Below are 14,635 nucleotides of genomic sequence, written 5' to 3' on the forward strand. Positions count from 1 at the left end.
GGGCGCGCGCCCGTTGACGACGACCTCCCGATCGGATAGACCACGAGAAGTGGTTTCCGATCGGGAGGTCGTCATGTCTGCAGAGCGTGCCGCGGAGTTCCTGGCGTTGCACGAGGGCTCCGGGTTCGTGCTGCCGAACGTGTGGGATGCCGGTTCCGCGCGGCTGCTCGCCCAGGTCGGGTTTCCTGCCGTGGCGACCACGAGCGCGGGGATCGCGTGGTCGTACGGCGTGCCCGACGGCGGTGCGATGCCGTTCGACACCATGCTCGAACGGGTCGGCGAGATCGTGCGCACCGCCGGGGTTCCGGTCAGTGCCGACCTCGAGTCCGGATACGGCGACCCCGGCCGCACCGTCGCAGCGGCGGCGCAGGTCGGCGCCGTGGGCGGAAACCTCGAGGATGCCGCCGCGGGGGAGCTGTTCGAGGTCGACCGCGCCGCCGACAACGTCGCCGCGGCGCGCGCGGCGGCCCCGCGCGGGAGTTTCGTGCTGAATGCGCGCACCGACGCGTTCTTCGTCCCGTTCGCGGGCGATCGGTTCGCCGAGACGGTCGCGCGGGCGCAGCGCTATGTGGATGCCGGGGCGGACTGCATCTTCGTGCCCGGCGTGAACGACGCCGACACGATCCGTCGCCTGGCCGCCGAGATCCCCGCCCCGCTGAACGTCGTCGCCGGGCTCACGTCGAACCGCATCGACGCACCGGCCCTGTTCTCGCTCGGCGTGACCCGGGTGAGCGTCGGGGGCAGCATCGCCCGCGCCGCGTTCAGCGCGGTGGATGCCGCCGGCCGCGAACTCCTCGAGCGCGGCACCCTCGGGTTCCTGGACGGTGCCCTCAGCTACGGCGACCTGCAGCACCGGTTCGGCTGACCGGCGGTTGCCGGCCCGTCCCACGGTTCTGGGCTGCCACCACTCAAAAAGGTCGTTTCGGTACTCAATCGTCGGAGAACCGGGGTGTGCGGCGCCGCGGGCGGCCTAGATTCGTGTCGCTGGTGTTCTCGGTGGCGGGTGACCACCTCCCCGGGCTGAAGCCCGCTCCGGTCCCAGCTCCCCTCGGAGTGCAGCGATCCTGCATCAGCTCCGAAACATCGAGCCCTCTCGGGTGAAGCGGCTCGATGTTGCGGGTGTGTGGTGCGCGGCTGCTGGAGTCGCGCGCCACACCCCCGCCCAGGCGTGGTGGACCCCGCCGCGGGCGCCCGGCCGAGACGCATGGGAGACGCGTGGTGGCGACCAGCATCGACCTCATCACAGCCGCATCCATGTCGATCCTGCCGCCCGGCGATGTCGTCATCCTGGCACCGCAGCGAGGCATCCCTCGCGAAGCCCGCGGACCGGCCGAGGGCAGGCTCAGCGCAGTGAGGCGGCGACCCCGCGCAGCGCGTCGGCGGACCGCCGCAGCAGCGCCAGCTCGCCCGGGTCGAACGCGGTCTCGGCGATCGGCACGGCGCCGGCGGCGCTCACCACCGACGGCACCGAGAGTGCCACGCCGCTGATGCCGTGGAAGTCCTGCAGCACGGTCGAGACGGGCATCACGGCGTGCTCGTCGTTCAGGATCGCCTCGACGATGCGGGCGCTCGAGACGCCGATCGCGTAGTTGGTGGCGCCCTTGCCCTGGATCACCTTGTATGCGGCATCCCGCACGTCCACCGCCACCCGGTCGAGCTCGTCGGCCGTGAGCGGTCCGCCGGTCTCGGGCCGCCAGTCGAGGATCGGCACGGTGCCGATCGTGGCCCGCGACCAGAGCGGGAACTCGGTGTCGCCGTGCTCGCCGACGATGTGCGCATGCACGCTCGACGTCGACACTCCGGCGCGCGCGGCGAGCAGCCACCGCAGCCGCGACGTGTCGAGCACCGTGCCGGACGCGAAGATCCGCTCCGGCGGCAGGTCGGTCGACTCCTGCGCCAGCACCGTGAGCACGTCGCACGGATTGGTGACGATCACGTAGATCGCGTTCGGGGCGACTTCGAGCAGCTGCGGCATGAGGGTGCGCATGATGCCGGCGTTGGTGCCGGCGAGTTCGATGCGGGTCTGCCCCGGCTTCTGCTTGGCTCCGGCGGTGATCACGACCACGTGCGAGCCCTCGACGACGCCGAGGTCGCTGCCGCCGGAGATGTCGCTGGTGCCGGTGAACTGGGTGCCGTGCGCGAGGTCGAGCACCTCTGCCTCGACCTTCTCGGTGGCGACGTCGTACAGGGCGACGTGGCGCGCGGACCCGCGGATGAGCGCGGCGTAGGCGGTGCTGGATCCGACGCTCCCGGCGCCGACGACGGTGAGTTTCGAGTTCTCGATCACACTCATGCCGTCAGTCTGGCAGGTGCGGGCTTCGGCGGACCCTCAGGTCGCACGGCGGAAGAGATAGACCGCCGAGACGTAACCCTCGTTCACGGTTCCTTCACCCGTCGACAGCATCCGGGCGGTTGAGGTCGACCCGGTGGGGACGAACGTGTAGCCGACGTTCTCGAGGCGCCAGCCCACGGCTTCGACCTGGGCGAGCAGCTGCACGTGGTCGTCGTGGGACCGGACCGCGTTCCCCGACGATCCGAACCCCGACGGCTCGCCCGTCAGCTGCGACGTCACGGCCTGGAACTGGAAGAAGCCGTCGCCGCGATCGAACGCCGTATGCGCCCGGCCGAGCGGACTGGCCAGGAAGGCCTTCTGCCGCGCCGCCTCATCGCGCGCCTTCTGCTGCGCGGCCGCGTCGCGCGCGGCGGCTTCCTGCTGCAGGCGTTCGGCCTGCTTCTGCTCTTCGGTCTTGCCCCATGCCATCGGAATCCCCAGTCGGTCGGTCCCGTCACCTTATCGGTGCGTCGGCGCTGCGGGGTGCGACGATGGACGGGCGGGCGCCGCCGTGTCGGTGTCCCGCGGGAGGATCGCCCGTGACCGAGACCATCCGCGTCAGCGCCGTCGTGTTCCGCGACCCGGACGGCCGCGTGCTCACCGTGCGCAAGCGCGGCACGTCGCGGTTCATGTTCCCGGGCGGCAAGCCCGAGCCGGGCGAGGATGCCGCGACCGCCGCCGTGCGCGAGTGTGCCGAAGAACTCGGCGTCGTGCTGGATGCCGGTGCCCTGCGGTCCCTCGGCTCGTTCACCGCGGATGCCGCGAACGAGCCCGGGCATCGCGTCGTGGCCGACGTGTTCGAGCATCCGTACATCGCCATCGACCTCGGCGCCCCGCAGGCGGAGATCGCCGAACTCGCCTGGATGTCGCTCGACGAAGAGCACGACGGGATCGCCCCGCTGCTGCGGGATGCCGTGTTCCCCGCGCTGCGCGCCGGAGTCAGCGCCGCACCCGCAGCCGGATGAGCCGGTAGCCGAGACCGACCAGCAGCACCGCGACCCCCGTGAAGATCGCGACGACCGGCAGGGTGACGACGAGCACGAGGCATCCGACTGCCCCGGTGATCGCGAGGACGCGCGGATAGCGTCGGTGCACCCGGTCCTGGGTCCACGCCGACAGGTTCGCGACGAAGTAATACAGCAGCACGCCGAAGCTCGAGAAGCCGATCGCGCCGCGCAGGTCGGTGACGGCGACGAGGACGCACACGACGAGCCCCAGGACAAGCTCGGCGCGGTACGGCACGCGGAATCGCGGATGCACCGCCGCGAACCACCCGGGGAGGTCCTCGTTCCGGGCCATCGCGAGACTCGTCCGGCCGATGCCGGCGATCATCGCGAGCAGGGCTCCGAGGGCGGCGGTGGCGGCGCCGATCCGCACGACGACGGCGGGCCACGCGGCATCCGCGGTGCCGGCCACCGTGCTGAGCGGGGCGGAGGATGCCGCAAGACCCGCCGGTCCGAGCGCGTGCAGCGCCGACAACGCGACGAGGGCGTAGACGACGAGGGCGATCGTCAATGCGGTCGTGATCGCGCGGGGGATGGTGCGGGCCGGGTCGATGACCTCTTCTCCCATCGTCGCGATGCGGGCGTACCCGGCGAACGCGAAGAACAGGAATCCCGCCGACTGCAGGACGCCGTAGGCGGTGACCGGACTGCCCGGGTGTCCCGCCGTCGGTGCCGCGTGGGTGAACCCGACGACGATGGCGACGGTGAGCGCTGCGAGCGACAGGACGACGAGGATGCGGGTGAGCAGCGCTGTGCGGGTGACGCCGAGCGTGTTCACGACCGTGAGGGCGGCGACGGCGAGGATTGCGACCGGTTTCACCCACGGCTCGGGGACGGCGTATGTGGCGAACGTGATGGCCATGGCCGCGGAGCTCGCCGTCTTGCCGATCACGAACGACCAGCCGGCGAAGAATCCCGGCCAGTCGCCGAGCCGCTCGCGCCCGTACACGTACGTGCCGCCGGAGGTGGGGTACTGGGCGGCGAGCTGCGCCGACGAGGTGGCGTTGCAGAACGCGATGAATCCGGCGATCACGAGGCCGACGAGCAGGCCCGCCCCGGCAGCGGCGGCGGCCGGGGCGAAGGACGCGAAGATTCCCGCGCCGATCATCGAGCCGAGCCCGATGACGACCGCGTCGCCGAGACCGAGCCGACGGGCGAGGGCGTCTCCGGAGGTGGTCACCCGGGCATTGTCTCAGGCCCGGGTGACGGGCCGGCCGCGTCCCATATCCTGCGGAGCGCATCTGGTCTTGAGGTTCGACAATCAACATTGGGTCGGTTTGCCAAGATAGAACAAAGATACTAGAGTGTTGAGCATGGACGACGGGTCGCGGGATGTGGAACGGGAGCCCGAGTCCTGGGTGCCGGAGCCGCTGAACGAGATCCTCGAGATGCACGTGATGATGTCCGTGATCGATTCCCGGCGGGTGCAGCAGATCGACCTGCTGCGGCGGGAGTCGTACGCGCGGGCCGCCGCTGACGGGCTCACGAACCGCGACCTGGTGGACCGCTCGGTGCGGTTGGAGCTGGCCGCGGCGATGGGGGTGACGGAGCATACGGCGGGGATGCTGATGGCCCGTGGTGAGGCGCTGGTGCACCGGTACCCGGTCGCGTTCTCGTCACTGGAGGCCGGTCGGATGTCGGTGAAGCACTCCGAGATCCTGGTGACCCTGCTCGACGGTGTCGACCCCGAACTGCGGGACGCCCTGATCGACCCGGCCGTGGCGCTGGCGGAGACCGAGCCGGTGGGTGTGTTCCGTCGGACGCTCCGGGCGCTCATCGAGAAGGTCCAGCAGCCCACGCTGACCGAGCGGCACGACACCGCCCTGCAGCACCGGCGCGTGCAGTACGAGGCCGGTGCGGACGGGATGGCGTGGCTGGGCCTGTACGGTCCGGCGGTGGAGTTGAAGGCCGGGTTCGAACGCCTCACTCGCATCGGCAAGACAATCCTGCACGCCCAGCCCGACCCCGACCAGTCCTCCGAGAAAGACGCGGGGCGCGACGAACGGACCCTGGATCAGGTGCGTGCGGACGTGCTCGGAGACCTGCTCATCGAAGGCGTCGCCCCGGCGCATCCGAAAGCGGCTCGCGGGATTCGCGCCGAGGTGGTCGTCACCGTCCCGGCCCTCTCCCTCCTGGACGACGAGCACGCCGCCGCGGCCGAACCCGCCCACGTCGAAGGCGTCGGCCCCGTCCCGATCGAGGTCGCCCGGCGGCTGGCCGGCGGGTCCAGGGACTGGATGCGGGTGCTCACCCACCCCGAGACCGGGATCATCCTCTCCGTCGGCCGCAAGAAATATCGGCCACCCAAACAGCTCCGACAGCTCGTGAAATGGCGCGCCGGACGCTGCCTCGCCCCCGGCTGCAACGTGCCCGCCGACCGGTGCGACATCGACCACGGCCTGGACTGGGCCAAGGGTGGCGAAACCAGGCTCACCAACCTGAATCCGTTCTGCAAAGGCCACCACATCGTCAAACACGGCACCGCATGGTGCACCCGGCAGCAACCCGACGGGTCCGTGCAATGGACCAGCCCGCTCGGGCGGGTCTACACCGTCCCACCCGAACGCACCCTCCCCACGTTCACCACCACATCTGCGCCCTTCTGAACGCCATGCGCGCCCGCGCGGAACGGGAGCGGCCTTGTGCGGGACCGGGATGGCGCCCTCACTCGCGTCCGACCTCCTCCGCGCCCCGGGCATCCAGCCGTGCGAGAAGGTCGACGGCGGCGCGGGCGTAGTCGCCGATCCAGCGGTCGTGGATGCGCTTGATCGGCACGGGCGACAGGGTGAGCACGCGCTCGCGGCCCACCTTGCGGCCCGACACGAGTTCCGCGGCCTCGAGTACCCGCAGATGCTGCAGCGCGGTGGTCCGGTCGATCTCGGGGAACCGCGCGCACAGCGCCCCCGTGGTCAGGGGCTGCTCCTTCAGGGCGTCGAGCATGCGCCGGCGCACCGGCGCCGCGAGCGCCTTGAACACCCGGTCATCGGGGTCCGCGCGACCCTGCTCCACGGCGTCGGGGGGCTTGCGCTCCACATCTGACATGTTATAAAACTACAACATGAACGAGTCAGCGGAACTCAATCAACTCTCCTTCTCGGTGTCGGGCCGCGTCGCGCGTCCGATCGCGGAAGTCTACGAAGCCGTCGCCGATCCCGAGCAGCTGTCGCACTACTTCGCGACGGGAGGCGCGCGCGGTCGGCTGGAGCCGGGCGAAGACGTCACCTGGGACTTCGCGGACTTCCCGGGGCGATTCCCGGTGACGGTCGTCGAAGCCGAGGCCCCGCACCGCATCGTCGTCCGATGGGGTGCGCGCAGTGCGGCGTCCGGCGACGCCACCACCGTCACCACTTTCGAGTTCGAGCCGATCGACGACGGAGCGCGCACCCTCGTCACCATCACCGAGGGCGCCTGGCTGGCGAGCGGCGACGGCGCCAAGGCGGCGTTCGGCAACTGCGAAGGGTGGACCGGGATGCTCGCGGCCCTCAAGATGTGGGTCGAGCACGGCATCAACCTCCGCGACGGCTTCTACAAGTGACGGGCGCCCGCCGGGCGGTGGAGCCCGTCAGCGGTCGAGATCGGTCGCCAGCCAGCGGATCACGTCCCCCGCGGGTCCGGTCGGTGCGCTGCGGTAGCCGGTGCCCGCCCACAGGTGCACACGGTCCGGGTCTCCGGCCTGGGCCGCCGCGCGCCGCAGGTCCCGGGTCAGATGGTGGATCGCCGGGTAGCCGAACGGCGCGGTGGCCTCGTGCCGGGCGATGAAGCCGTTGTGCAGCCCCCGAGCGGGGCGACCGGTGAAGGCGTGGGTGATGACCGTCCGGTCGAAGCGGGGGTCGGCGAGCGCAGCGCGATGGGTCGCCGACGTCCCCGCCTCGTCGGTGCGCAGCAGCAGCGTCCCGACGGCGACGGCCTCGGCGCCGGCGGCCAGGAGCGTCGCCACCGCGGCGGGCCCGTCCACGCCGCCGGCGGCGATCACGGGAAGATCGATCGCGGCGCGCACCCGGCCGACCAGCTCGGCCGTACCGATCTCGTCGAGCGCCCGCTCCGCGTCGAAGGTCGCGCTGTGCCCGCCGGCATCCGGACCCTGCACGACCAGCCCGTCGGCACCCGCCTCGCGGGCCGCCACGGCCTCGGACGGCGTCGTGACGCTCGCCAGCACGACGGATCCCGCCCGGCGCAGCGCGGCGATCTCTGCGGCACGGGGCAGGCCGAACGTGAACGACACCACCGGGACGGGATGCCGCGTCAGCATGTCGAGCTTCTCGTGCCAGAAGTCGTCGTCGGCGACCGGCACCGGATTCAGGGGCACTCCGTGGGCATCGGCCTCGGGCTGGAGCTCGGCGGCGTACGCGCGGAAGGCGGCACCGTCGGCATCCGGCCCGGACGGCACGAACACGTTCACTCCGAACGGGGAACCGACCGCCTCGAGCCGCCGGATCTCGTCGGCGACGGCATCCGGCGTCTTGTATCCCGCGGCGAGGAACGGCAGGCCGCCCGCCGCGGCGACGGATGCCGCGAGCGCCACCGTCGTCGGCCCGCCGGCCATCGGCGCGGCGACGATCGGCAGACGCACACCCAGCGAATCCGGCAGTGCACGCATCGGCGGTTCCTCCCTCGGCGAACAGGACCTTTCGCCTTCCCTCCACGGTAGGCGCAGCCGGGCCACGGAGGCTAACGTGTGGCGCATGACTGATCTCGCACTCGTCACCGGAACGTCCTCCGGCATGGGAATGCACGCCGCGGTGGAGCTCGCCCGCCGCGGCCTGAACGTGGTCGCCACGATGCGCGACACCGGCCGCGCCGACCGGTTGCGGGATGCCGCCGCCGAGGCCGGCGTGCAGCTCGACATCCGCACCCTCGACGTCGTCGACCATGCCGGCGCGGCACGGGTCGTCGAAGAGATCGTCGCCGAGCACGGCGGAATCGACGTGCTCGTCAACAACGCCGGCCGGGGGAGCGTCGGCTCGGCCGAGCAGCTGTCGATGGAGCAGATCCACGCGCAGCTGGACGTCAACTATCTCGCGCCGGTGCACCTGACCAAGCTGGTGCTGCCGGCGATGCGCGAGCGCGGTCGCGGCCACATCGTCACCGTGACGAGCGTCGGCGGGGTGGTCGGGCAGCCGTTCGCGGACGCCTACTGCGGCGCGAAATTCGCCGTCGAAGGATTCATGCAGTCCCTCGCCGCGACCGCCGAGCACTTCGGCGTGCACGTGTCGGTCATCGAGCCGGCGGCCGTCGCCAGCGACTTCGTCGCGAACGTCTCCCGGCCGACCGACGCGGGGGCGTATCAGCCGCTGCTGCAGGCCTATCAGGCGCGCACGGCGGGCGCGTTCGCGAACGCCCAGACGCCGGAGAGCGCCGCCCAGACGATCGCGGATGCCGCGACGGCCTCCGAGTTCCGTTTCCGCTGGCAGACGTCCGAGGCGGCGTCCTCCTTCGTCGGCGTTTCGCTCGCAGACCTCGACGGCTCGCGGGTGAGCGCCTTCACGCGCCCCTGGACGTCGTGACGTGCTAGCGTCAGATCGCTAGCTTTTCTAGCGATCTTCTCTCCGGGAGCGACGATGAGCACCAACGACACCACCGACGTCGCCGCACCGGTTCGCACCCGCAGCACGCCGCCGCCCCGGCGCGGACGCGTGCTGCGGGTGATCCTGTCCGCCGCGCTCATCCTCGGGTGGTTCGTCGCCGCGGGACTCGGCGGCCCGCTGTTCGGCAAGGTCGACGAGGTCTCCTCCAACGAGCCGACCGCCTACCTCCCGTCGTCGGCCGATGCGACCAAGGTGCAGAACAGCCTCCCGAAATTCCTCGGGTCCGATGCGATCCCCGCCGTGGTCGTGTTCCGCTCCTCCGGCACCATCGACGCCGCGACCCGCACGGCACTCGGCGACGCGGTCGACCAGGCGGCGAAGATCCACGGCGTCGTCGATTCGGCATCCCCGGTGCTCGTCTCGAAAGACGGGCGAGCGGCCGAGGTCTTCCTCCCGATCGATGCCGCGGGGGAGGTCGGCACGATCGTGGCGGAGGTCGGCGACGGTCTGCGCGCGAACGTGCCGGCCGGCATCCAGGTGTTCGTCACCGGCCCCGCGGGCTTCACGGCCGACCTCGTCAAAGCGTTCTCCGGCATCGACGGTCTGCTGCTGGGCGCCGCGCTCCTCGCGGTGTTCATCATCCTCGTCGCCGTCTACCGCTCGCTGCTGCTCCCGGTCGTCGTGCTGCTGACCAGCATGTTCGCCCTGTGCGTCGCACTGCTCGTCGTGTGGTGGCTCGCCAAGGACGGCGTGCTGCTGCTGAGCGGGCAGACGCAGGGCATCCTGTTCATCCTGGTGATCGGCGCCGCGACCGACTACTCGCTGCTGCTCGTCGCCCGCTTCCGGGAGGAGCTTCGTTCCACCCGCGACCGCTGGACGGCCGTCAGACGTGCCTGGGTCGGCGCGTTCGAACCGATTCTGGCGGCCGGCGGCACCGTCATCGCCGGGCTCCTCTGCCTGCTGTTCAGCGACCTGAAGTCGAACAGCACTCTGGGCCCGGTCGCCGCGATCGGCATCGTGTTCGCCATGCTGGCCGCCCTCACGCTGCTGCCGGCACTCCTGTTCGCGTTCGGCCGCGCGGTGTTCTGGCCGCGCCGCCCGCCCTTCGAGCCGGATGCCGCCCCGGACGAGATCCTCCATCGCCGCGGCCCCTGGCCGCGCGTCGCCGCCGGCATCCGGAGCCGCCCCCGCCTCACCTGGATCGCGGCGACCGTCGTGCTGCTCGCGGCCGCCGCCGGGGCCACCCAGCTGCAGGCCGACGGCGTCGCGCAGTCCGACCTGGTGCTCGGGCACTCCGACGCTCGCGCGGGGCAGACCGTGCTCGGCGATCATTTCCCGGCCGGCTCCGGCAGTCCCGTCTTCGTCCTCGTCGACGAGAGCCGGATGCAGGATGCCGCCGACTCACTGCTGAACGCCGACGGCATCGGCAGCGTGTCGGGAACCTCGAAGGACAGCCCGAGCGGCGCGGTCGGCATCGGCACGAACGGCCCCGAGGCGTTCGGGCCGCCCGGAACCCCGGCGCCGGCGCTCACCGTCGTGGGCGGACGCGTCCTGCTGCAGGCGACGCTCACCGACCCGGCCGACTCGGCGGCCGCCGCCGACACCGTGCGCAGCATCCGCTCCGATCTGGCCTCCACCGGCGCGAAGGTCGGCGGCGTGACCGCGACGGCGATCGACACGGATGCCGCCTCCATCCACGACCGCACGCTCATCATCCCGATCGTGCTGCTGGTGATCCTGCTGATCCTCATGCTGCTGCTGCGGGCGATCGTCGCGCCCCTCCTGCTCGTGCTCACGACGCTGCTCTCGTTCGCGAGTGCGCTGGGCGTCTCCGCGCTCGTGTTCGACCACGGGTTCCGGTTCCCGGGCGCCGACCCGGCCGTGCCGCTGTTCGCCTTCGTGTTCCTCGTCGCCCTCGGGGTCGACTACAACATCTTCCTCATGACGCGCGTCCGCGAGGAGTCCCGGGAGCACGGCACCCGCGACGGCATCCTGCGCGGCCTCGTCATCACCGGCGGGGTCATCACGTCGGCGGGCATCGTGCTGGCGTCGACGTTCGCGGCGCTCGCCGTCATCCCTATCCTGTTCCTCGTGCAGATCGCGTTCATCGTCGCCTTCGGCGTGCTGCTGGACACCTTCCTGGTGCGCTCGCTGCTCGTGCCCGCCCTGTCGTACGACATCGGTCGCGCGATCTGGTGGCCGTCCCGGCTGAGCCGGAGCGCCGCCCGGTGAGGCTCTGGTCGCTGCATCCGGGCAGTCTCGACCGCGCCGGCCTCGTCGCCTGCTGGCGGGAGAGCCTGCTGGCCCAGGCCGTGCTCACCGGCGCCACGGCCGGATACCGGCACCACCCGCAGCTGGAGCGCTTCCGGGCCGAACCGGACCCGGTCGCCGCGGTCGGCGCATACCTCACCGGTCTCGCCGACGAGGCCGACCGGCGCGGGTACCGGTTCGACCGCACCCGCGTCGTGTCGCCGGCCGCGCCGCACCCGGTGATCGCGGTCACCGACGGGCAGCTCGCCCACGAGTGGGCGCACCTGGGTCGCAAGCTCGCCGCACGCAGCCCGGACGACGCGCGCCGCTGGGCGGAAGCCGTCCCGCGGCCGCATCCGCTGTTCCACGTCGTCGCGGGACCCGTGGCGTCGTGGGAGCGCGGATGAGGATGCCGGGTCCGGCGCCTACTCGGTGTCGATCGCTCCGGCCGTGGCATCCAGCACCCGGGCCGCGGCGCGCAGCTCGTCGTCGCTGAACGGCGCGAACGCCTCGCGCATCGCGGCCAGCCGCTGCCCGAACAGGCGGAAGAACTCGGACCGGGCGTGATCGGTCAGCTCCACCACGAGGGCGCGGCGGTCGGTGGGATGCGGCACCCGGACCACGTGCCCGGCCGCGCTCAGGCGGTCCAGGAGCTTGGTGGTCGACGCGGTCGAGATGCGCAGGTGCCGGGACATGTCCGCCGGCGTCACGGCGACGCCCCGCTCCTCGCGCATGATGAGCAGCCGCAGCGCCGCGAGGTCGGTGATGTTCATGTCCATGCCGTGCTTGAGCGCACCGTTCATGCGGTCGTGGGCGTCGCCGAAGTCGCGCACGGCGCGCAGCAGCGCGAGCACCGCGTCGTCTCGCGACGACGCGGTGCTCGCAGCGGCATCCTCGGGGGTCATCCCTCCATCATCTACCGCCAGCTGGACTTCAGGTGCCAGCCGTTCAGGCTCTGCAGCGTCGCGGTGCCGCCGGTCGCGAAGAGCCGCACCCCGCCGCTCGTCGCATCCGGGAACACCTGGTCGGTGAGGGTGACCCGGCCGTCGCCGGCGTACACCTCGACCGAGTCGCGGTCGACGAGGATGCGGAGGGTGACCGCGCCGTGGTCGAGCGCGAGCGGCGCCGACGTGACGCCCGGGAACGCGGAGCTGAAGCCGACGTCACCGGAATGCGTCCGGTCGACGAAGACCTGCCCGTTCACGGCGTCGTAGCCGATCCGCGTGTACTGGCCGCTGCCCGTCCGCACGTCCAGCCCGAACGTCTTCGCCGAGCCGGCGGTGAGGCGGGTCGTGAGGTCGAGCGTCGTCCCGGCGACGTTCAGCGGGACGGCCGCGTCGGATGCCGTGACCCCGGCGAGCTTCACCGGCGGACCGGTGCGCAGCGACGACAGGGCGGCGACGGGCTGCTGCACCAGCTGTGCGCGGCCGTCGAGCGTCGCCAGCTTCATGGTGCGCGGGAGGGTCTCCGCCCCCTGCCAGGGGCTCGTCGGCACCTGACCCGCGTAATCCCAGTTGCTCATCCAGGCGACGCCGATCCGTTCGTTCTGCTTGGTGCCGTTCCAGGTGTTGAAGGCGTAGAAGTCCGACCCGAAGTCGATCCAGTGCGCGCGCTGGTTCGTGCTCAGCGCAGGCTGGTCGCTGAGGCGGAAATCGTCGGCGAGGATGTGCCCCCAGCCGCCGGTGTTCGCATCGACGATCTGGATGCGGGCCTGGCGTCCTTGGAGGTCGGCGAGGTTCCACGACGTCCAGTCCAGGGCTTCGCTGCCGGAGCCCGTGGCGGAGCGGACCACCTGTCCGTCGACGAGCAGGTTCACGCTGGTCTGCACGTCCCACGGCTGCACCGGGGCATCCGCGAAGAGGATGTCGCCGACCATCAGGTGCCCCCACCCCAGGGTGCCGTCGTTCTGGTCGACGACCTGGATCTGCGCGGTCTGCCCGTGATAGCGGGAGACATCCCAGCTGGTCCACGTGAGGGTGGGGCTGCCTGTGCCGGTGGCGGTCGCGACGACAGCGCCGTCGATGACGAGGTTCACCGCGGTCGGGTTCGCCTGCCCCCAGGGATGCTCCCCGCCGGCGATCTGCAGGTCGATGTACGTGCTGTCGATCGTGAACTGCGGCGAGCTGATGGTGCCCTGCCCGGCGTCCCCGTCCGGAGCCCAGGTGTCCAGGGCCTTGGGGCCGAGCTGCCCGGGCAGCTGCTCGGTCGACGGCCCGGAGTTCGCGAACGCGCCGGTCGCCGTCCAGCCGTCGCCGTACGTGTCGCCGGAGAAGTCGGCGAACACGGTGTGTGCCGGCAGCGTGCCCGCCGGCACGGCTCCGTCGATGCGTGGGTGGTTTCCGCCGCCGACCTGGAAGTTCAGGTGCTGCTTGTCGATCGTGAACGCGGGGGAGGTGAGGGTACCGGTGGACCCGTCGCCGCCGTGGAAGCTGTCGACGAGCCGGGTGCCGTCGAAGCCGGTGACCTCCTGCTGGTCGGGCAGGGCGCCCGTCGCGGGGCCATCCCCGAACGCGGTCCCCGTGGTCGTCCAGTCGCCGTAGCTGCCGGACTCGAACGCGTCCAGCGCGTCGCCGGCGGGCGGGGTGTAGGTGGACGGGTCGTCCGAGGTGAAGGTCGTGCCGTCGAAGTCGCCGACGAAGTACTGCACGCCGGTGCTGCCGACGCTCACGCTCAGCACCCACTTGGTCTTGCGGGCGTCGCCGTCGACCGGCATCTCGTAGAGGTCGGGCATCTCCCAGACGCCGCTGGTGGATCCTGCCGCGCCGAAGTCGCTGAGGTGGGTCCAGCTCTTCAGATCGGGCGAGGAGTACACCGCGACCTTGTGCTGGTCGGAGAGGGTGATGACCATCCGCCAGCTCTGCGTCGGGGCGTACCAGAAGACCTTCGGGTCGCGGAAGTTCACCGAGGAGGCGTCGAGCACCGGGTTGCCGGCGTAGCGGGTCCAGGTGCGCCCCTTGTCGGTGCTGTACGCGATCGACTGCTTCTCGATGTTCGTGCCGTCCTGCACACTCGTGTACATCGCGACCATCGGCGGGTTCTTCCGGGTGCCGAACCCGCTCGTGTTGTTCGTGTCGACCACCGCGCTGCCCGAGAAGAACGTGCTGCTGCCCGCGTCGTGCGCGGGGCCCGTGACCGGGATGTCCGTCCAGTGCACGAGGTCGGTGCTGGTCGCGCCCTGCCAGGTGCCGAAGCTGAACAGGTAGTACTTCCCGTCGTCGAAGACGAGGCCGTTGGGGTCGCCGATCCAGCCGGACGGCAGGCTGTAGTGGAACTGCGGCCGGAAGGGCTCGTCGTACCCCGTCGACCCGGTCGAGCCGGTGGCGGGAGTCGCCGCTGCAGCGCTCAGGGTCGGAGTGCTCAGGGCCGGGATGCTCAGGGCGGCGGCGGCGAGGGCCGAGACCACCGTCACCGTTCTGCGTCGCCATCGTGAATGGACCATCGGGAACCTCCTCGTTCGCGTCCGGGCGACCGTCGCCCGGGGCGTGATAATTCGATTTAGCATCACGCAACGCACAGTCTGCTGG

At 71.3% G+C, this 14,635-nt stretch carries 14 protein-coding genes; 7 read left to right on the plus strand and 7 right to left on the minus strand.

Annotation, left to right across the window (positions count from 1 at the left end):
* Positions 1-73 precede the first annotated feature (73 nt).
* Positions 74-865, plus strand: coding sequence for an isocitrate lyase/PEP mutase family protein (locus LK09_RS01140; protein ID WP_039394955.1), 792 nt, complete (start codon positions 74-76; stop codon positions 863-865).
* 477 nt (positions 866-1,342) lie between these two features.
* Here LK09_RS01140 and LK09_RS01145 read toward each other — a convergent pair whose 3' ends face one another.
* Together LK09_RS01145 and LK09_RS01150 are read right to left on the minus strand one after the other, a co-directional pair.
* Positions 1,343-2,293 (minus strand): L-lactate dehydrogenase, encoded by a 951-nt coding sequence (locus LK09_RS01145; protein ID WP_039394495.1) that lies wholly within the window; start codon positions 2,291-2,293, stop codon positions 1,343-1,345.
* A 36-nt stretch (positions 2,294-2,329) separates the two neighbouring features.
* Positions 2,330-2,761 (minus strand): hypothetical protein, encoded by a 432-nt coding sequence (locus LK09_RS01150; RefSeq protein WP_039394499.1) that lies wholly within the window; start codon positions 2,759-2,761, stop codon positions 2,330-2,332.
* A gap of 110 nt (positions 2,762-2,871) precedes the next feature.
* On the opposite strand from LK09_RS01150, the gene LK09_RS01155 reads away from it, so the two are divergent.
* Positions 2,872-3,297, plus strand: a complete 426-nt coding sequence (locus tag LK09_RS01155) for an NUDIX hydrolase (protein ID WP_039394502.1) — start codon at positions 2,872-2,874, stop codon at positions 3,295-3,297.
* Here LK09_RS01155 and LK09_RS01160 read toward each other — a convergent pair.
* Positions 3,272-4,444, minus strand: a complete 1,173-nt coding sequence (locus tag LK09_RS01160; RefSeq protein WP_156138608.1) for an APC family permease — start codon at positions 4,442-4,444, stop codon at positions 3,272-3,274. The two genes, LK09_RS01155 and LK09_RS01160, sit on opposite strands and share 26 nt — an antisense overlap.
* A 205-nt stretch (positions 4,445-4,649) precedes the next feature.
* Between LK09_RS01160 and LK09_RS01165 the strand changes: the two genes are divergently transcribed.
* Positions 4,650-5,942 carry an HNH endonuclease signature motif containing protein gene (locus LK09_RS01165; protein ID WP_052226265.1) on the plus strand — a complete coding sequence of 431 codons (1,293 nt, stop codon included), beginning with the start codon at positions 4,650-4,652 and terminating at the stop codon, positions 5,940-5,942.
* A 58-nt stretch (positions 5,943-6,000) separates the two neighbouring features.
* On the opposite strand, the gene LK09_RS01170 is transcribed toward LK09_RS01165, so the two are convergent.
* Positions 6,001-6,378 carry an ArsR/SmtB family transcription factor gene (locus LK09_RS01170; RefSeq protein ID WP_039394507.1) on the minus strand — a complete coding sequence of 126 codons (378 nt, stop codon included), beginning with the start codon at positions 6,376-6,378 and terminating at the stop codon, positions 6,001-6,003.
* A 16-nt stretch (positions 6,379-6,394) separates the two neighbouring features.
* Between LK09_RS01170 and LK09_RS01175 the strand changes: the two genes are divergently transcribed.
* The gene (locus LK09_RS01175; protein WP_039394509.1) at positions 6,395-6,871 is read left to right on the plus strand and encodes an SRPBCC domain-containing protein; all 477 of its coding nucleotides are present in this window, start codon (positions 6,395-6,397) and stop codon (positions 6,869-6,871) included.
* 27 nt (positions 6,872-6,898) lie between these two features.
* On the opposite strand, the gene LK09_RS01180 is transcribed toward LK09_RS01175, so the two are convergent.
* Entirely contained in the window at positions 6,899-7,933 is a 1,035-nt protein-coding gene (locus LK09_RS01180) for a nitronate monooxygenase (protein WP_039394512.1), read from the minus strand.
* Positions 7,934-8,018: 85 nt separating this feature from the next.
* Between LK09_RS01180 and LK09_RS01185 the strand changes: the two genes are divergently transcribed.
* The 3 genes from LK09_RS01185 to LK09_RS01195 are packed head-to-tail and all read left to right on the plus strand — an operon-like array spanning position 8,019 to position 11,518.
* A complete protein-coding gene (locus tag LK09_RS01185; protein ID WP_039394515.1) occupies positions 8,019-8,840 on the plus strand; it encodes an SDR family NAD(P)-dependent oxidoreductase in 822 nt (273 codons plus the stop codon).
* Positions 8,841-8,894: 54 nt separating this feature from the next.
* Entirely contained in the window at positions 8,895-11,093 is a 2,199-nt protein-coding gene (locus tag LK09_RS01190) for an MMPL family transporter (RefSeq protein WP_039394518.1), read from the plus strand.
* Entirely contained in the window at positions 11,090-11,518 is a 429-nt protein-coding gene (locus LK09_RS01195) for a pyrimidine dimer DNA glycosylase/endonuclease V (RefSeq protein WP_039394961.1), read from the plus strand. The genes LK09_RS01190 and LK09_RS01195 overlap by 4 nt, the downstream gene beginning before the upstream one ends.
* 18 nt (positions 11,519-11,536) lie before the next feature.
* Here LK09_RS01195 and LK09_RS01200 read toward each other — a convergent pair whose 3' ends face one another.
* Together LK09_RS01200 and LK09_RS01205 are read right to left on the minus strand one after the other, a co-directional pair.
* A complete protein-coding gene (locus LK09_RS01200; RefSeq protein ID WP_039394521.1) occupies positions 11,537-12,016 on the minus strand; it encodes a MarR family winged helix-turn-helix transcriptional regulator in 480 nt (159 codons plus the stop codon).
* 11 nt (positions 12,017-12,027) lie between these two features.
* Positions 12,028-14,550, minus strand: coding sequence for a glycoside hydrolase family 32 protein (locus LK09_RS01205; RefSeq protein WP_039394524.1), 2,523 nt, complete (start codon positions 14,548-14,550; stop codon positions 12,028-12,030).
* Between the last annotated feature and the right edge of the window lie 85 nt (positions 14,551-14,635).

It is taken from the genome of Microbacterium mangrovi, from assembly GCF_000802305.1.
Lineage (GTDB): Bacteria > Actinomycetota > Actinomycetes > Actinomycetales > Microbacteriaceae > Microbacterium > Microbacterium mangrovi.